This window comes from Acinetobacter guillouiae CIP 63.46, assembly GCF_000368145.1.
In the GTDB taxonomy this organism is placed as follows: Bacteria; Pseudomonadota; Gammaproteobacteria; order Pseudomonadales; family Moraxellaceae; genus Acinetobacter; species Acinetobacter guillouiae.
This window is the reverse complement of the sequence record NZ_KB849283.1, coordinates 1253712-1270904: the sequence shown is the minus strand read 5'-3', so window position 1 is coordinate 1270904 and position 17193 is coordinate 1253712. Positions and strand designations below refer to the sequence as shown.

Here is a 17193-nt window from a genome sequence, read left to right as displayed (position 1 = left end):
TATAGGACGAGGCGGGTAGGTGATTTTAATTTTACAATTTCTACTTTTGCAATTTTGGTTGTTGTAGTCTGATGTTGATCTACCATGAATCAGCCTCAAAAAGTTTAATTTCAATATCTTCTGCTTTTTCTGTAAATTCTAGTTTTTCTGTCATGCCATTTTCATCAGTGACACCTTCAATAGTACGACCATCAGCATAGGTAACAATGTATTTTACATTGCTATAGGGTTGATTATTTGAATTATTTACTAACTGATATTGACCTGAATATAGAGTTAAGCCTTGAGCTAAAAAGCTTGATGAGTTTGTATTCTTACTATAGTTTTCCCCTTGACTTGTTCCAACAACATGATCTTGTTTAGGTAAAATTTTAGCTCCACAACTTAATAGATCGTCAACGTAAGCGACTGGTTTTCCGTCCATAATGATATGGTTATGACTTGGTTGTATTGTAGACCAGCATTTACACTTAGGACAAAAGTGACCATCTCCAGCACGTAGAAATAGGTTTCCCATTTGAGAGGTTCGTTGTTGTGTTGCTTGAATGATTCCTCCATGATTTGTCATAGAGTTATGAATTGCAAAACCTTTAGCCATGATTAACACCTTCTTGGCACAAAAAGCCTTCAGGGGCCTTATCACCGATAAAGATATTTATAGCTACAGAGTTATTAGGGCTATCGACAATCTCATCACCATTCTCTAAGAAGCTTCCTACTAACGCACTCGCTTTAACTAATCCACCTTTTTTGCTTTTAGCTCTATTTACCGCAAGGTAATAGATCTTTTTCGGCCTATGTCGAAAATAAAGCTGTTCTGCTTTTATTGTTTGCTTTATGTCTTGTTGAGACATTTGTTTTAACTGTTCAATTGGTAGTTCATGTAAAAATTTAGGTTTCGTCATACTTAGTCCAATTATTGTTATTGAATGAAGAACATAGAGATTAAAACATAAAACCAAATATTAAGACAAATTTAATTGAATTATTAATTATATTTAATAATTTAAATTTATTTACTCAAAGTAATGACAGTCTTTTTATAGCTTTCATGTTCTGATCGTACGATTTATTAAAATAGTAAATTTAAGAATTAGTCATATGTGTTTTTTAATAACTTATATTTTAATTTTTGTCTTACTAACATAATTTTGCTTTATCGTTCACGACCAGTTCAACAAGCGCCATATTTAATTGTTTAGAAGATATTTCATCTACTCGTCAACATCGCTAACCCATCCTTGTTTTAGGCCCCCAGTGATTGTCCATTGATTGGACAGCGCTTTCTCAATGCTGTTCATTTATTGGACATTGGGAATGTGACTTTATTTTAAGTCTATGATTATTAATTATAAAAATATTGGCACGCTAACTGCAAATATTCTATGGCTCATATTTGATTAAAACAAATCTATCAGTCGATTTATCAAGTGTAGATGGTCGATTCGTCATGGATAAATAGATTGATTTTTGATTCAAAATTTAAACAAGTGCAATGAGCAGTGAAAAGGATGCTTGAAACTAAAGGGAATAGATAATGCGTTTTAGCAATAAAAATAGCCTGCTTCTTATGTTGAGTGGCATGTTTGTACAGTATAGCCATGCGATTGATGTAAATGTGGGGGATTATACAGCGTTGCCAAAAGGCACCAATGCAGGTGTGTTCTATTATCAACATAGTCAAATGGAGGGTTATTATCAAAATGGTGAAAAAACCAGAGCTGAATCTAAATCGGATATCGGTATCGCGCGCTTTATTCATTACACCGACATCGCTGGGTTACGTGCAACACCTCAAATAATTTTACCGTTTGGAACAGTACGGCATACGCAAATTGGCGATACTGATTTAAACAATGCCTCAGGTTTTGCAGATCCAGTGATTGCTTCTGCATTTTGGTTGATTAATCAACCTGAACAAGGTTCATCGGGTCGTTATCTGGCATTTACCCCATTTATTTATTTGCCAGTTGGGCAATATGATCGAAATGATGCGGTGAATTTAGGCGAAAATCGATTTAAGTATGATCTTCAACTGGCATGGGTACAGCCGCTATATGGCAAGTTTGCTTTTGAACTTTATCAAGATGTGATTTGGTATGGAGACAACGATGAAGCAGGAAAGGGTGATCAAACACTTTCACAAGCGACCAGCTATCAAACTCAATTTAACTTACGTTACGACTTGAATTCTAAACAGAGAATCGCCTTCGGTTATGCCGCAAATTATGGGGGTGAACAACAGCTGGATGGAATCAAACTGGATCAGAACATGGAAAAGCAACAAGCGCGATTGGAGTTTCAGCAAATGCTGAATGCAAAAACTCAATTAAGTGCACAGTTGCTTTCAGACACACGAACAGAAAGCGGATTTAAGAAAGATTACGGTCTAAATTTTCGTGTGTTTTACATTTTTTAATTTAAAGCAGGTGTAACACATTGATTGCGTCATTTTTACAAGGATGCAGTTGGAACAGTAAAGCAATTGTCTAAATAAATTTTGAAGAGGTCATCATGTCTATATTCACAAAAGAGCTTTGGGATAAAAAATTATTTAACGGTTCATGGCAGTCAGCCCAAGACACCTACAGTGTGATTGAGGTTGCAACAGGTCAAGTGCTTGGTGAAATCGGTTATGCCACTGCCGCTGATGTGGTGAGTGCTGCACAACAAGCCAAAGCCGCTCAACAACAGTGGTGGGCTTTAAATTATCAAGAGCGTCAGGCAGTGTTTGAGCGAGCTGCTGCTTTACTGACAGAAAATCAAGCGGAAGTGATTGAGTGGCTGGTTAAGGAAAGTGGCTCATTACAACTGAAAGCAGGCTTTGAAGTGAGTATTGCGATTCAAGTGCTTAAACATTGTATTGCTTCACCTACAAATGAACAGGGCACATTATTACCTACGCAAAATGGCAAACTAAGTATAGCGAAACGCTTGCCCTTAGGTGTTGTTGGGGTCATTTCTCCATTTAACTTTCCACTGTACTTAGCTTTACGTGCTGTGGCACCTGCTTTGGCCTTTGGTAATGCGGTGGTGTTAAAACCTGATGAGCGTACAGCAGTGTGCAGTGGCTATGTGATTGCACGGATTTTTGAACTTGCAGGATTACCAAAGGGGCTGCTGCATGTATTGCCAGGTGGGGTAGAAGTTGGTGAAGCACTGACTTTGGATCAAAATATTGCCAGTATCCAATTTACGGGATCAACCCAAGTTGGACGGATTGTTGGGGCGAATGCGGCAAAGACCTTAAAGAAAGTTTCTCTAGAACTGGGTGGGAAAAACTCACTGATTATTTTGGATGATGCGGATATTGAGTTAGCAGCAGAAAATATTGCATGGGGTGCATTTTTACATTCTGGGCAGATTTGTATGACTTCTGGCAAGATTTTGATTCACCAAAAAATTTATCAACAGGTCAAACAGCGTGTAATTGAAAAAGTGCAGAATTTTGTGGTAGGGAATCCTTGTGACAAGAATGTCACCATTGGGCCATTGATCAATGCTAAACAAGCGCAACGTGTAGAACAATTGGTCAGTGCTGCGGTTAATGAAGGCGCAACATTGGAAATCGGCGGGCATGCCGATGGGGTATTTTTTCAACCGACTGTACTGACAGATGTGACTGCAAACAATTCGATTTTTAGTGAAGAGATTTTTGGTCCTGTTGCGGTATTGATCCCGTTTAGCTCAGATGAACAGGCCATTGAATTAGCCAATGACGGCGATTATGGGCTTTCAGCAGGCATTATTACCTCCAATGTGGGACGAGGTATGCAACTCGGTGCGCAGCTCAAAGTGGGCTTGCTACATATCAACGATCAGACCGTAAATGATGAAACGGTCAATCCATTTGGTGGTTTTGGTTCATCAGGTAATGGTACGCGTATTGGCGGCCCTGCCAATGCCGATGAATTTACCCAGTGGCAATGGATTACAGTACAGGCTCAAGCGCCACATTATCCTTTTTAAACAATTAAATAAATCATGACAGGACGTTATACCATGAGTGAATTAAAAGATATTATTGCCGCAGTGACCCCATGTAAAGGTGCTGACTTTGAGCTGCAAGCTTTAAAAATACGTCAGCCGCAAGGTGATGAAGTATTGGTAAAAGTGGTTGCTACAGGAATGTGCCACACCGATTTGATTGTACGTGATCAATATTATCCGGTACCGCTGCCTGCCGTCCTTGGACATGAAGGGTCAGGAATTATTGAGGCGATTGGCCCTAACGTAACCGAGCTTCAAGTCGGCGATCATGTGGTTTTAAGCTATGGTTATTGTGGGAAATGTACCCAATGTAATACTGGTAATCCTGCCTATTGTTCAGAGTTTTTTGGACGAAATTTTAGTGGGGCAGATTCAGAAGGGAATCATGCGCTTTGTACCCATGATCAAGGCGTGGTAAATGATCATTTTTTTGCCCAATCCTCCTTTGCAACCTATGCTTTAAGTCGTGAAAATAACACGGTTAAAGTGACCAAAGACGTACCAATTGAACTATTAGGACCATTAGGTTGTGGTATTCAAACAGGTGCTGGCGCATGTATAAATGCTTTAAAAGTGACACCTGCCAGTAGTTTTGTGACTTGGGGTGCCGGCGCTGTTGGTCTGAGTGCTTTACTTGCGGCAAAAGTGTGTGGCGCTTCGATCATTATCGCTGTTGATATTGTTGAATCACGTTTGGAATTGGCAAAACAATTGGGTGCAACTCATGTGATCAATAGTAAAACTCAAGATCCTGTGGCTGCGATTAAAGAGATTACTGATGGTGGAGTCAACTTTGCATTGGAATCTACTGGGCGACCTGAGATATTAAAACAAGGTGTTGATGCGCTGGGTATTTTAGGTAAAATCGCCGTGGTAGGTGCACCTCAATTAGGCACAACTGCACAATTTGATGTAAATGATCTGTTATTGGGTGGGAAAACGATTTTAGGTGTCGTTGAGGGGAGTGGTTCGCCCAAGAAATTTATCCCTGAGTTAGTCCGCTTATATCAACAAGGGAAATTTCCCTTTGACCAACTTGTAAAATTCTATGCATTTGATGAAATCAATCAAGCTGCGATAGATAGTCACAAGGGTATTACACTCAAACCGATTATTAAAATTGCATAATCTTGCATGGCATGCTCATTGAGGAGCATGCCATTTCTTTGATTATAAGTTTTTTAAGTTTAAATTTTGGGTTTAGTCTTAGATTGGAGGTTTAGTGTTTTAAGCTAGTTGGATGAGTTTAGAGCTTTCTTCGCTTTTCCAGTAATTTTCCAAATAATAAACCCAGCTCAAACAATAACCACATTGGGATCGCAAGCATAATCATGGAAATTGCATCAGGTGGTGTTACAAACATAGCGATAAAAAAACAGCCCACTATAATAAAGCGGCGTTTTGCAATTAAACTCTGAGTGCTAACCACACCAATCAAAATCAATAAAAGTGTGATCATTGGAATTTCAAAAGTTACCCCAAACACCAAAAATAACTTTAAACAAAAGCTGAGATAACTATTGATATCGGTCATGGGTGCGACGGTTTCGGGAGAGACGCTAATGAAAAAGTGCAGAATAGAAGGTAGTACAATAAAGTAAGCGAAGGCAATTCCTGCGTAAAATAATAGGATGCTACCTAACAACAAGGGAAGTGCCAGTGATCTTTCTTTTTCATAAAGTGCAGGTTTAATAAAACTCCAGAGCTGATAAATAATAAAAGGCATTGCCAGCAGAATCGCCACAAAAAAGTTAAGCTTAAATGGCGCCATAAATGTTGCGGTGACATCTGTTGCGATCATGGATGAATTGGCAGGAAGCTGTGCTCTTAACGGTTCTGAGAGTAGTTGATATGTTCGATTGGCAAAAGGCAATAAACAAAAAAATAGTGCGAATAGAACCCCTACCGTTTTAAACAAATGTTGACGAAGTGCCACCAAATGTTCAATCAGTGGCATTTGCTGTAGTTCTTCAGACGGTAGGTCTTTTGCAATCACAGCGGGTGATGAAGATTGAGGGAGCTGTGTATTCATGCGATCACCTTTAATTTTACCGGAGATGAGGCTTTAGGCTCTGTCTGATGATCATTAGATAGTGGTTGATGCTGTAAAATTTTTTGCAAATAATGGGGTGTAAATACTGAGTAATACGCTTGATTACTCAACAAATCACAATAAATCAAACTGTTAAACTTTGCTGTTTTTTCAGTGCCGCTGCTCTGTAGCTGTTGTTTAGCGTCGCTTGCCTCTGTTTGCTGCCGAAGTTCAGCAAGTTGGGATTGCATTTTTTGTTCAAGCTCTGCCATACGCTGCATTTCTTGTTGGACTTGCTCACGCAGTTCGAATAACCCGAGTTCACGGTCAATATCTTGTTTGGCATTGTTCACAAAATGCATGAGTTTGGCATACCATTTCCCCGCGAAACGAGCGGCCTCTGGCAGTTTTTCTGGTCCAAGTACCAGAAGAGCGATAATGCCAAACACAAAAAGTTCAGACATTCCAACATTAAACATCTATATCATCCCTAAACTTAGCTGTTAATGGTTGAGTCGGATGGTTTCTTGGTCTCCTCATGTTCAAGCGTGTTGGTTTCTTTTAATGCGATGTTTTCTTCCTCACGCATTGATTTTTTAAAGTCTTTGACTGCGCCGCCAACATCTTTACCAATATTTTTAAGCTTAGAGGTTCCGAATAATAAAATAACCACAATTGCAAAAATGATTACATGCCAAATTGATAAACCAGCCATAGTGTTCTCCCTTGTTATTCCTGTCCATGAGAATTGATTTTACTGTATTGAGATCAACATCCATTGATTCAATTCATTGTTTTAAATAACCTAATCATTTAGAGTCTTACAATTAAAAGCAGTGCATTTAAAATGAATAGGTTTTGAGCGAGTTGGTTATAAGTTAAGTTTTTAAAAGAGAAAATTTCAATAAATTCACAAGAATTTTTTTCTCTTTCAGCATCATTTTCACTTTGTTTGTCCAGTCAATTAAATTCCGTTTAATCTTTGGAATATTCTTATTTAAATCGTCTTTTAATATCGAAATAGCGTTGAAAATAATCATTGCTATGTTTCAGTGATTGTTTTAGTCATCTCTCCTGTAATGGATAAATTAAGCAGATGAGGCTTGAGTTGCTTTGGGCTATTCGACTTGATTAAACAACAAGCCGCTCAACTGGATTGCTGATCCACTATATCTGTACCATACCCCATAATCTGATTCTGTTCCAATGCTTGAATAAGATCATCTTCCTTTATTTTCGAGTTAGGCCCAAGCTTAATAGATCGCATTGAGCGTGTTGATTTTAAATACAGGTATAGCCTGCATCCGCCGTAATGATTGAACCTGTGATTAGACTTGAGGCATCTGAAGCCAGAAATTGCACAATAGACGCAATTTCATGAGCTTGCCCCATACGTTTGGCCGGTGTCATATCCAGCCATTGATTGACTAAGTGATCTTGGTTTTCAAGATTTTTTAATAACGGTGTTTCAATATAGGTGGGGGCAACAGCATTCACCCGAATATGACGTTGAGCCCATTCAACCGCAAGAGATTTCGTTAAATGATGCACGCCTGCTTTTGAGGCATTGTAGTGACATTGTGGTTGTGGCACGTTGACAATCTGTCCTGACATTGAACCAATATTGATAATCGATCCTCGTCCAGCATCCAGCATTTGACGGGCAAAGCCACGACATGTCTTAAAGATGCCAGTCAAGTTGATGTTGATGACATTATCCCACTCCTCATCTGTCATGTGCTCAGCTGGGGTGTTTGTCACAATGCCCGCATTACATACCAATATATCCAGTGCTGGTAAAGCTTGAGCAAGCGCATTAATCGCTGCACTATCCGTGACATCTAATCTTTCCGCACGCGCAAGATAGCCCTTGGCTTTTAACGCTTGTACAGTTGTTGTTGCACGATCCAGTAAGATGTCGGTACAAATAACTTCGGCGCCTGTCGCTGCCAGTGCTTCAGCAATTGCTGCGCCTATGCCTTGACCTGCACCTGTGACCAGTGCCAGTTTATTGCTTAAGTCCATTTTCTTGCGATAATCCATATCTTTTCTCTTTGTCTTTTCCATTTTATGTGATGAGTGAGCATCGTAACGGTTCACCACGTAAACAGCGTAATGCTTCTTCAGCGGCTAAGCGCTGTAAGGTATCTACCGATGTATCAGAAAAAAACGCTGCATGTGGAGACATGATTAAATGAGGTGTTGTACGTAAAGGCGAGTCTGCTGGTAATGGCTCTTGTGCAAAGACATCAAGTCCTGCGCCTGAGATTTGTCCACTGAGCAAGGCTGCGGCTAATGCTGTTTCATCAATCAATCCACCTCTTGAGCAATTGATAATGATTGAACCCTGAGGCATTTTTGCCATCGCCTCAGCATCAATCAAATGACGTGTTGCTGGGGTCAGTGGAACATGTAGCGATAAAACATGGGCATAAGAAATCACTTGCTCCTGTGACATTAAGTGAACGCCTAGTGCTTTTGCTTGCGCTTCGGTGACATATGGGTCAAAGCCAATCATATGACAACCAAAGGCAGCGAGGCGTGAGACATAAGCTTTCGCAATACGTCCCAGCCCGATTAAACCTACGGTGGTATTACGCAACGAACGAATACCCGTAACCATCCGATCGATCTTCCATTCACCTGCGCGGATACCTTGGTCATACTGATTGAGTTTACGTGCCATCATCAAGGTCATGGCAGCCGCATGATCAGCGACTTCTTCTATACCATAATCAGGTACATTACAAACCTGTATCCCAAGTTGTTTTGCTGCGACGAGATCAACATTATCGACACCAACCCCATAACGTACAATGGTTGCACCAGTTGCCATGGCCTGCATCACACGATGGGTCATTGGTGCAAAGTTGTTGAGTACTACATTTGCTCCTGCAACGGCTTGTACTGTTTCTGCTTCACTACGGCATTGAAATGCTGCAAAACTTGCCCCAGCAACTTGCGCGGCCGCTTGCTCATGTCGTGTATTGCCAAAGGCTTGATCAGTGACCACTAATTTCATTAGAGCACTCCTCGTTTTACTAAATTACGCATCAGTGCACGGGTTCCATAAGTCCATGGTTGTGCTTGATCAGCATAAACAACAGTATTGCGTAATGTGCCTAAAAGCGGAGTTGAGATTTCGACCACGTCACCAGGTTTATGGGTAAAGCCAGAACCTTGACCTTCTCGATCTTGTGTTGGCGCGAACATTGTGCCTAAAAATAACATAAAGCCATCTGGGTACTGATGCGAGTCATTGTAGGTTTGTGCGACCAGATGCGCGGGTTTACGACTGATTTCAGCCATATTGGAGTGTCCCGACATGCTGAAACCATCTTCTGCACCAGTTACAGACATGTGAAGCGTGGCATTCTCAATATCGCTAAGGGTGAACTCTGAGTCAAATAGACGGATAAACGGGCCAATTGAACATGATGCGTTATTGTCTTTTGCCTTGCCGAGTAATAGCGCTGAACGGCCTTCAACATCGCGTAGATTGACATCATTACCCAGCGTCGCACCACGGATATTGCCTTGGCTATCCACCGCCAACACTATTTCTGGCTCAGGGTTGTTCCATGCTGAAATCCGATTAATCCCCACTTGTGCACCATAACCTACAGCAGACATGGGTTGTGACTTGGTGAAGACTTCTGCATCTGGCCCAATCCCGACTTCGAGATATTGTGACCATAAACCTTCAGCAATCAATGTCGCTTTAACTTCAGCTGCTTGCTCAGAACCCGCTTGAATATTCGATAAACTGCCACCGATCAGTGTACCTATACGTTGACGTAATGCTTCGGCACGAGCAGGATCACCCGAGGTTCGTTCATCGATGACACGTTCAACCATACTTTTGGCAAAAGTAACCCCACAAGCTTTTAAGGATTGAAAGTCACAGGGGGCAAGTAAGCAAGGACGATCTGCGTGGTAACCCATTTCTGTAGGATCAAGCACTAAATCATCAATTTTTCCAAGTACTTCACCAGTGAGTTGGTCAAAACGACCAGTAGGATCATAGTCAAGAAAGTCAGCCATTGAGATGACTGACTCGGTGACATCAATCAGTATGTTGTCACGTAAGATGACAACCGATGGCCCTTTGTGAGGAAGCCAAACACGACCAACCAATTTGGCGCTGTTGAGTGATGTGGGTAACATGGAGAATCCTTCCTTTGTTTATCATTTCTTCTATCTAGTAATACTACTTTTTAATTTTAGCTTTGGTCAAGTAGTGTATTGAGTATATGCAGATATTATTCGCTTACATTAATGGGTTTTTAATATATTTATTTGTTTTTTATTTATAAATTATTTTATTTTTATTGTTGGTTTTGATGTTTTTCAAAAGGGTTTTCAGATAATTTATAAATTATTCTTGCATAAAAATAGTATTACTATATATTTTAACAATGAATAACAAGATTACTCGCATAGGAAGGCGTCAAGTAAATGATGAAAAATAATGCTTTAGCTGAATCAATCGCTGTACTCGACAGTACTTTATATATCGACGGAAAATTTTCTAAAGGCAAAGGGTCTCGCTTGCCTGTGCTAAACCCTGCAACGGGTGAGGTGATTGGTCATATTGCTGCAGCAACAACGGATGAGATTGATGCGGCTGTTTCTGCTGCACGTTATGCATTTGCTTCATGGTCTAAGTTCGTGCCAAAAACGCGTGCGATCGCTTTGCATCGTTTAGGCGACCTTATTGCTGCGGATGCCTTAAATATGGCAGTGATCATGACAGCGGAACAAGGCAAACCTGTTAATGAAGCAAAAGGTGAAATTCTAAAACTCGCTGAAGCATGTCATTTTTATGCTGAAGAAGCCACGCGAGTGCATGGTGAAATTATTCCCAATGATCAACAAGGATTCCAAAGTTTAGTGGTACGTGAACCGATTGGTGTGGTTGCTGCAATTACACCATGGAACTATCCCGCTGAGTTGGTGGGGTGGAAATTATGTGCCAGCCTTGCTGCTGGATGTAGCATCGTTATTAAACCTGCTGAATTGACGCCATTTACTGCTTTGGCAATTGCACAAAAATGTCATGCAGCGGGTATTCCTGCAGGAGTAGTCAATGTATTGACGGGTAAAGGCTCACAAGTGGGGCAGGCACTGGTCGAGCATCCGCTAGTGGATAAAATTGCATTTACGGGCTCAAGTGCAGTGGGTTTGCATATTCAACAAAGTTGCCCACAAGTGAAACGTCTGTCTTTAGAGTTGGGTGGCAATTGCCCGATGATTGTCACTGCGAGTGCCGATCTTGATGCAGCGGTCAAAGGTGCAGCACGTCGTAGCTTCCGTAATTGTGGGCAAATCTGTATTGCGATTAATCGCATCTATGTGCATCGCGCAGTATATGAGGAGTTTGTTACTCAACTTGCAGCGGCAGCTGATGCATTGAGTGTCGATAACGGCTTGGAAAATCCAGCCGCTGATCTCGGCGCAATGGCATCTGCTGAACCTTTGGATAAAACGCGTATCCATCTCCAAGATGCTTTGGTTAAAGGCGCACGATTGGTGGCTGGTGGTAAAGCACCAGAGGGGACTCAATATGCCAAAGGACATTTTTTTCGTCCCACTGTGATCGCGGATTGTAAGCATAGTATGCAAGTCATGAGCGAAGAAACGTTCGGTCCTTTGGTTGGGGTTGCACCTTTTGATGATTTGGATGAGGCAATCAGCTATGCCAATGATACGCCTTATGGTTTAGCGGCTTATTGTTATGCTCAAAATTTGGCAGAAATTCACCGGGTTTCAGCGGGTCTTGACTATGGCAATGTTGCGATCAATAACGTTGACGCTGGAATAATGAATGCTGCTTATGGTGGTCGTAAGCAAAGTGGCGTTGGCTACGAACATGGTCGTGAAGGATTGCTTGAATATTTTAATTTCAAACATATTCGTTTATACCACGGCGTGGAGAATTGATTTATGCAAGTACTTCTAGGGATAGATATAGGAACTTCAGGATGTAAGGCTTTATTGATCGATATTGAAGGAAAAGTTGTTTCAGCCGATATCGCAACTTATCCATTGTCTAGACCTCGACCAGGTTGGACGGAGCAAGATCCTGAATTGTGGGTGGAGGGTGCACGTCAGGCTGTCGCAGGAGCATTGGCCAAAGCGCCTCCAGTGCAAATATTGTGTATTGGCTTGTCTGGGCAGATGCATGGCTTGGTTCCACTTGATGCTTCACAGCAAGTTTTACGCCCAGCCATTTTATGGAATGATCAACGTAATCAAGCTGAATGTGATGATATTGTCGTGGCTGCTGGTGGGTTGGATGGATTACTTGCGGCAACCAATAACAGAATGTTGGTGGGCTATACAGGTGGCAAAATTCTTTGGATGCAACGCCACGAGCCTGAACTATTTGCGCGTATGCGTAGCATGTTGAACCCGAAAGATTATTTGCGTTTACGTCTGACTGGGGTGATTGCCACTGAGGTTTCTGATGCTTCTGGCACAGGCTTGTTTGATGTGCGTTCGCGACAATGGGCCACGGATTTAATCGAAAAGATAGGAATTAATCCTGAAATACTCCCACCGGTATTTGAATCACAAGTGATTTCAGGACACGTCTCAGCAGCAGGTGCAGTACTCTTCGGTCTTCCAGAGGGATTACCTGTTGCGGGTGGGGGTGGGGATTCGGTAATTCAGACTTTTGGTTCAGGTGTGATTGAGCCGGGTGAACTGCAAACCACACTTGGTACAGGTGGGATTCTCGCTGCTGCCTTAGATACAGCACAAGAAAACCCAAAAGGTCGTTTGCAGGTTTTCTGCAATGTGGCTGCTGATAAATGGCATTGTATGGGTGTCTCTCTCAATGCTGGCAGTGCAATGAATTGGTTCCGTGAGAATTTTTGTCATATTGCTGACGGGCAACATCTTTCATTTGAGCAAATTGTCGCCAAAGCAACAGCGAGTAGGGCGGGTGCAAAGGGCTTATTGTTTTTACCTTATCTGTATGGCGAGCGTTGCCCTCATGCCGACCCTAAAGCGCGTGGCGCGCTTATCGGTCTCACTGCACGACATGATTGTGGTGATGTTGCTCGGTCTGTGATGGAAGGGGTGGTGCATGCCTTGGCGGATATGTATTCCTTAATGCAGCCATTAGGGATTGAAAAGCATGTGATTAAAGCTTCTGGGGGTGGTGCAAAGTCTACTCTTTGGCGACAAATTCAGGCCGATGTATTTGGTTGTGAGGTGGTGACGACCGATGGTGCTGCTGAAGGTGCCGCCTTTGGTGCTGCATTGGTTGCTGGCTTGGCAATGGGGGTTTGGCCCGATGCACAAAGTGCAATCAAAAACTTTCGGGCAATTTCTAGAGAACAGCCAAATTTGGCAGTCGCTGAGGTGTATGCACAAGCGCATGAAATGTATCGCAGTCTCTATCCCGTATTGGGGCAAACGCTTACCGCGTTAAGTTCTCCAATTTTTGACCAATAATTCTCAGGAGTTTTTTATGACTGCTTATTCTGCATTTATCTTTGATTTAGATGGTACGCTAATTGATAGTGCGCCTGATATTGCGGAGGCTTTAAATATTGGCTTTGCTCAAAATGGTTGGCCCAAGCTTGAGGCGCATTTTGTTGAAAAATTTCTTGGCAATGGTCCACGTCGGCTGATTATCGATATTTTAGATGAATTGGATGTTGCCTATGACGAAGTAACATTACAGCAAACTCTACAATGTTACCAACAGGCGTATCTGGCCAATCCTGCGGGGCATACCCGAATTTTTCCACACGTACGTGAAGATCTTGAGGCGTTAAAATCGGCTGGGATAAAATTGGGCATTTGTACCAACAAAACCCATGCAATCACTGCTAAAGTGTTGCAGCAATTGGGCTTATCTGAATTATTTGATGTGGCCTTAGGTGCGGATGCGGTACCTGCCTGTAAACCAGATCCAAAACATTTGTTGGCTGTGGCGGACGCGATGAATTTGGTTTCTGGTGGTTGGGCTTATGTTGGTGATACACCCATTGATCAACAAGCCGCAGTGGGTGCCGATGTGCCTTTTTTTGTTGTACCTTGGGGCGGTGGCCCAGAGGTGGAAATTTCTGCCAAGCAACGCTTAAGTCGTTTGGCAGATTTATTACAAGTTTGATTTGATGTGCTGTCAGGTGGCGGCTAGGAGTGTAGTGGTATGACCGTCAGTTTGTTACAGCGGATTCTTCAAGAAAGTGAAAACATGCATCGTGCTGAACGACGTGTGGCTGATTTTGTGGTGACATCACCATCTGAAGTGATTCAGATGAGTATGGCGAGTCTGTCTGAAGTCTGTTCTGTTAGTGATCCAACCATTATGCGCTTTTGCCGCCGTTTTGGTTTTGAGGGTTATCAGGATTTAAAACTTCAGTTGGCGCAGAGCTTAGTGCCATCTGCACCATTTGCTTATGAGCAAATTATTCCCAATGACAGTATTGAAAATATTGTGCGGAAAACCTGTCGTAATTCACTGAATGCAATTCAGCGCTTGGCTGAAGATTTAGTGCCAGAGCAAATCACGGCGGGAGCAGGTTGCCTACAAGCGGCAAATTGGGTTGGCATTTATGCCACAGGAATGTCTGAAATCAATGCTGTGGATGCAGAACATAAATTTCAACGACTGGGTATCCGCTGTCAGGCCTTGCTTGGTACAAAGCACCAACGTATTCATGCCGATAGTGCCAGACCTGAAGAAGTTATTTTGATTTATTCGCAGTCTGGACATACGCGAAAAATGGTCGAGATTGCCAGCATTGCCCGTAAACGTGGTGCGAAAGTGGTTTCGATTACGGCACATGATAGTCCATTGGCACAGATTTCAGATGTGCTGATTGCTGTGCAGCCTTATGAGCATACCGAGCTTATGACGCCGTTGGCTTCACGCCTGAACCATCATCTGGTGACCAATATGTTAGTCACTGCCATTGCAATCGCAAGTGGTAGTCAATTTCCTGATCAATTGCCGGCGCTTGATTTATGGCACACGGACAAGATTTGATCAATTAAAAAGTAGCAGTGAAGCTGCGTAAGTAACAGGAGTACTGAATGAGTAATCAACAGGATGAAGCAAAAAAAGTAGCAGGACGCCGAGTAATTCAGGATTTTATCCATGATGGTATGAAATTGGGCTTAGGTTCTGGAACGACGTCGCATTTTTTTGTTCGAGAGTTGGGTGCACACATCCGAGAACATGGATTAACCCTGACGTGTACCACCACTTCTCGTTCAACCATTGAGGTGGCACAACAGGTGGGGATTGAAATCACGGATCCCAATGAGATCGGTGAAATTGATCTGACCATTGATGGTCCAGATGAAGTTGATCACCAGTTTAATATGATCAAAGGTGGTGGTGCTTGTTTGCTTTGGGAGAAGATCATCGCACACGCTTCTAAACAAATGATCTGTATTTGTGATGAAACCAAGATTGTCGATTGTTTGGGTGGCTTTCCGCTTCCAGTTGAGGTGGTGCAATTTGCATGGAAGCAAACCTTAGCAATGGTTGAACGTGTACTTGCAGAACATGGTATTGACAATATACGGATTGAACGTCGAATGCGTGATGGGCAACCCGTCGTGACAGACAGTGGTCATTTTATTCTAGACTGCCATTGTGGGCCAATAATCAAAGATCCATCACCATTAGAGATTGAGCTCAATCGAATTCCGGGTGTGGTCGAAAATGGTCTGTTTACTCGTGAAGCGGTGGGGATGGTGGTGGCGTGTTTTGATGGAACCTCTTACGTAAAAATGCGATAATATAGTAAAACTATATTTTATTGTTATAAAACTAAAATCGATTTACCAGAATAAAATGGTTGATATTTCTCTTAAATATCCGTGTTTATTATATATTTAAGCTTTTATTGTTTAATTTTAAGTATCTATTTATTGTATCTAAAGATTATTTTTTAAATATTCTGCATGGGATGTTATTGACAGTTTAATTAAAAATGTAGTATTACTAGATTTAATAAATAAGGAATAAAGGAGATATTCCAATGACAAAATCAAATCAGGGCGGAATAACCCGCCGTAATCTATTTAAAAGCGCAGTTGCAGCAGGTATAGGACTGAGTTTGGGGGGAGGGCTTATAGGATGTAGTCGTTCTACATCAACCGCAACTCGTCTTTCAATTCCATATTCCAATAAAAGTCTTGATTACTACTTTTTTGTGATTCAGGAAGAAGCTGTTAAACGTGCGGTGCAAGCCAACTCAGGCGAGTTTCAAGCCACCAATGCAAACTTTGACAGTACCCGTCAGCTTGAGCAGTGGCAGAGCTTACTCTTATCAAAACCATCTGCAATTATTTCAGATTCAATAGACAGTCAGGCGATTGTTTCTGCCATCCAGCGCTATAACCAGCAAAAAATTCCTGTCGGTATCATCGATACGCCTGCGGATGGTGGTGATGTCGCAATTACTGTAAGTTTTGATAATTTTCAAGGCGGTGTCATTGCTGCTGAGGAAATTGTAAGTCGTTTGGTCAAAAAGTACGGAAAGCCAAAAGGTAAAGTCTTAAATTGTTTTGGTGCTTTGGCTTCTGTGGCATGGCGTTTACGTAAAGAAGGCATGGATTCAGTTTTTGCGAAATACCCAGAAATTACCTATTTGTCTCGACCGACTGAAGGGCAACTGGAAAAAATGCTGGCGGTAACTTTATCTACCTTATCTGAGCATCCTGATCTAGATGCAGTACATGCACCTTCTGACTCTCCTGCACGCGGTATTGCGACTGCATTGCAACAAAGAAATCGTTGGAAGAAGGTCGGTGAGGAAGGCCATGTTATTTTTGTGACGATTGATGGTGAGCCAATTGCTTTGAAATGGATTCAGGAAGGCTATATGGATGCATGTGTATCTCAAGACCCAATCGCTTATGGTGAGATTGCGGTTGAAATGCTAACCAAGCATTCATTGAAGAATACAGAAGTGCCTTTGGGTGAATACCAAAACACCAAGTACTTTTGGGAAAAGGGCGTCATCGTAAAAGGTAAAACAGGACCAACACTGATTATTCCTGCTTTTGTCATCAATAAGGACAATGCTAGTGATGCAAGACATTGGGGGGCAGTAGCTGAGAAGGATTGGGGCATTCCCTATGCTTAATTCGCATTGAGTAAAGCAGACTTGTTCCAGTGATGACAAATAAGCAATGTT

General features: G+C 41.9%; 17 protein-coding genes. 9 read left to right on the top strand and 8 right to left on the bottom strand.

What is annotated here, in order from left to right:
* Nucleotides 1-79: 79 nt before the first annotated feature.
* Together F981_RS11100 and F981_RS11095 are read right to left on the bottom strand one after the other, a co-directional pair.
* The gene (locus tag F981_RS11100; RefSeq protein ID WP_004721541.1) at nt 80-598 is read right to left on the bottom strand and encodes a PAAR domain-containing protein; all 519 of its coding nucleotides are present in this window, start codon (nt 596-598) and stop codon (nt 80-82) included.
* The gene (locus F981_RS11095) at nt 591-905 is read right to left on the bottom strand and encodes a hypothetical protein (protein ID WP_004721539.1); all 315 of its coding nucleotides are present in this window, start codon (nt 903-905) and stop codon (nt 591-593) included. Before F981_RS11095 ends, F981_RS11100 begins: the two co-directional genes overlap by 8 nt.
* Nucleotides 906-1537: 632 nt before the next feature.
* Between F981_RS11095 and F981_RS11090 the strand changes: the two genes are divergently transcribed.
* From F981_RS11090 to F981_RS11080, 3 genes are all read left to right on the top strand, one after another.
* A complete protein-coding gene (locus F981_RS11090) occupies nt 1538-2419 on the top strand; it encodes a transporter (RefSeq protein ID WP_004721536.1) in 882 nt (293 codons plus the stop codon).
* Between the two features lie 95 nt (nt 2420-2514).
* A complete protein-coding gene (locus F981_RS11085; protein WP_004721535.1) occupies nt 2515-3969 on the top strand; it encodes a benzaldehyde dehydrogenase in 1455 nt (484 codons plus the stop codon).
* 33 nt (nt 3970-4002) lie between these two features.
* Complete coding sequence (locus F981_RS11080) at nt 4003-5118, top strand: NAD(P)-dependent alcohol dehydrogenase (protein ID WP_004721533.1); 1116 nt, start codon at nt 4003-4005, stop codon at nt 5116-5118.
* 118 nt (nt 5119-5236) lie between these two features.
* Here the strand turns inward: F981_RS11080 and tatC are convergent, their stop codons facing one another.
* The 6 genes from tatC to F981_RS11050 all read right to left on the bottom strand — a co-directional run bounded on the left by tatC (nt 5237) and on the right by F981_RS11050 (nt 10189).
* Nucleotides 5237-6022, bottom strand: coding sequence for a twin-arginine translocase subunit TatC (tatC, locus tag F981_RS11075; RefSeq protein WP_004721530.1), 786 nt, complete (start codon nt 6020-6022; stop codon nt 5237-5239).
* A complete protein-coding gene (gene tatB, locus F981_RS11070) occupies nt 6019-6501 on the bottom strand; it encodes a Sec-independent protein translocase protein TatB (protein ID WP_004721529.1) in 483 nt (160 codons plus the stop codon). Before tatB ends, tatC begins: the two co-directional genes overlap by 4 nt.
* Nucleotides 6502-6518: 17 nt before the next feature.
* The gene (gene tatA / locus F981_RS11065; RefSeq protein ID WP_004721526.1) at nt 6519-6737 is read right to left on the bottom strand and encodes a Sec-independent protein translocase subunit TatA; all 219 of its coding nucleotides are present in this window, start codon (nt 6735-6737) and stop codon (nt 6519-6521) included.
* Nucleotides 6738-7303: 566 nt separating this feature from the next.
* Complete coding sequence (locus F981_RS11060; protein ID WP_004721523.1) at nt 7304-8065, bottom strand: SDR family NAD(P)-dependent oxidoreductase; 762 nt, start codon at nt 8063-8065, stop codon at nt 7304-7306.
* A 25-nt stretch (nt 8066-8090) separates the two neighbouring features.
* Nucleotides 8091-9044, bottom strand: a complete 954-nt coding sequence (locus tag F981_RS11055) for a C-terminal binding protein (protein ID WP_004721522.1) — start codon at nt 9042-9044, stop codon at nt 8091-8093.
* Complete coding sequence (locus F981_RS11050) at nt 9044-10189, bottom strand: fumarylacetoacetate hydrolase family protein (protein WP_004721520.1); 1146 nt, start codon at nt 10187-10189, stop codon at nt 9044-9046. Before F981_RS11050 ends, F981_RS11055 begins: the two co-directional genes overlap by 1 nt.
* 291 nt (nt 10190-10480) lie before the next feature.
* On the opposite strand from F981_RS11050, the gene F981_RS11045 reads away from it, so the two are divergent.
* The 6 genes from F981_RS11045 (at nt 10481) to F981_RS11020 (ending at nt 17142) form a co-directional block, all read left to right on the top strand.
* Nucleotides 10481-11965: an aldehyde dehydrogenase family protein gene (locus tag F981_RS11045; RefSeq protein ID WP_004721518.1), complete on the top strand. Its 1485-nt coding sequence runs from the start codon at nt 10481-10483 to the stop codon at nt 11963-11965.
* Between the two features lie 3 nt (nt 11966-11968).
* Nucleotides 11969-13486, top strand: coding sequence for a xylulokinase (gene xylB / locus F981_RS11040; protein WP_004721517.1), 1518 nt, complete (start codon nt 11969-11971; stop codon nt 13484-13486).
* A 16-nt stretch (nt 13487-13502) separates the two neighbouring features.
* Nucleotides 13503-14150 carry an HAD family hydrolase gene (locus tag F981_RS11035; protein WP_004721514.1) on the top strand — a complete coding sequence of 216 codons (648 nt, stop codon included), beginning with the start codon at nt 13503-13505 and terminating at the stop codon, nt 14148-14150.
* Nucleotides 14151-14189: 39 nt separating this feature from the next.
* Nucleotides 14190-15029 (top strand): MurR/RpiR family transcriptional regulator, encoded by an 840-nt coding sequence (locus F981_RS11030; protein ID WP_004721513.1) that lies wholly within the window; start codon nt 14190-14192, stop codon nt 15027-15029.
* A gap of 47 nt (nt 15030-15076) precedes the next feature.
* Nucleotides 15077-15790, top strand: coding sequence for a ribose 5-phosphate isomerase A (gene rpiA, locus F981_RS11025; protein WP_004721510.1), 714 nt, complete (start codon nt 15077-15079; stop codon nt 15788-15790).
* 242 nt (nt 15791-16032) lie between these two features.
* Nucleotides 16033-17142, top strand: a complete 1110-nt coding sequence (locus F981_RS11020) for a sugar ABC transporter substrate-binding protein (protein ID WP_004721508.1) — start codon at nt 16033-16035, stop codon at nt 17140-17142.
* The last annotated feature ends 51 nt before the right edge of the window (nt 17143-17193 follow it).

Bases quoted from the DNA above. Each gene is read 5' to 3' on its own strand.
- F981_RS11100 (WP_004721541.1), bottom strand. From the start codon at position 598: ATGGCTAAAGGTTTTGCAATTCATAACTCTATGACAAATCATGGAGGA.
- F981_RS11095 (WP_004721539.1), bottom strand. From the start codon at position 905: ATGACGAAACCTAAATTTTTACATGAACTACCAATTGAACAGTTAAAA.
- F981_RS11090 (WP_004721536.1), top strand. From the start codon at position 1,538: ATGCGTTTTAGCAATAAAAATAGCCTGCTTCTTATGTTGAGTGGCATG.
- F981_RS11085 (WP_004721535.1), top strand. From the start codon at position 2,515: ATGTCTATATTCACAAAAGAGCTTTGGGATAAAAAATTATTTAACGGT.
- F981_RS11080 (WP_004721533.1), top strand. From the start codon at position 4,003: ATGAGTGAATTAAAAGATATTATTGCCGCAGTGACCCCATGTAAAGGT.
- tatC (WP_004721530.1), bottom strand. From the start codon at position 6,022: ATGAATACACAGCTCCCTCAATCTTCATCACCCGCTGTGATTGCAAAA.
- tatB (WP_004721529.1), bottom strand. From the start codon at position 6,501: ATGTTTAATGTTGGAATGTCTGAACTTTTTGTGTTTGGCATTATCGCT.
- tatA (WP_004721526.1), bottom strand. From the start codon at position 6,737: ATGGCTGGTTTATCAATTTGGCATGTAATCATTTTTGCAATTGTGGTT.
- F981_RS11060 (WP_004721523.1), bottom strand. From the start codon at position 8,065: ATGGATTATCGCAAGAAAATGGACTTAAGCAATAAACTGGCACTGGTC.
- F981_RS11055 (WP_004721522.1), bottom strand. From the start codon at position 9,044: ATGAAATTAGTGGTCACTGATCAAGCCTTTGGCAATACACGACATGAG.
- F981_RS11050 (WP_004721520.1), bottom strand. From the start codon at position 10,189: ATGTTACCCACATCACTCAACAGCGCCAAATTGGTTGGTCGTGTTTGG.
- F981_RS11045 (WP_004721518.1), top strand. From the start codon at position 10,481: ATGATGAAAAATAATGCTTTAGCTGAATCAATCGCTGTACTCGACAGT.
- xylB (WP_004721517.1), top strand. From the start codon at position 11,969: ATGCAAGTACTTCTAGGGATAGATATAGGAACTTCAGGATGTAAGGCT.
- F981_RS11035 (WP_004721514.1), top strand. From the start codon at position 13,503: ATGACTGCTTATTCTGCATTTATCTTTGATTTAGATGGTACGCTAATT.
- F981_RS11030 (WP_004721513.1), top strand. From the start codon at position 14,190: ATGACCGTCAGTTTGTTACAGCGGATTCTTCAAGAAAGTGAAAACATG.
- rpiA (WP_004721510.1), top strand. From the start codon at position 15,077: ATGAGTAATCAACAGGATGAAGCAAAAAAAGTAGCAGGACGCCGAGTA.
- F981_RS11020 (WP_004721508.1), top strand. From the start codon at position 16,033: ATGACAAAATCAAATCAGGGCGGAATAACCCGCCGTAATCTATTTAAA.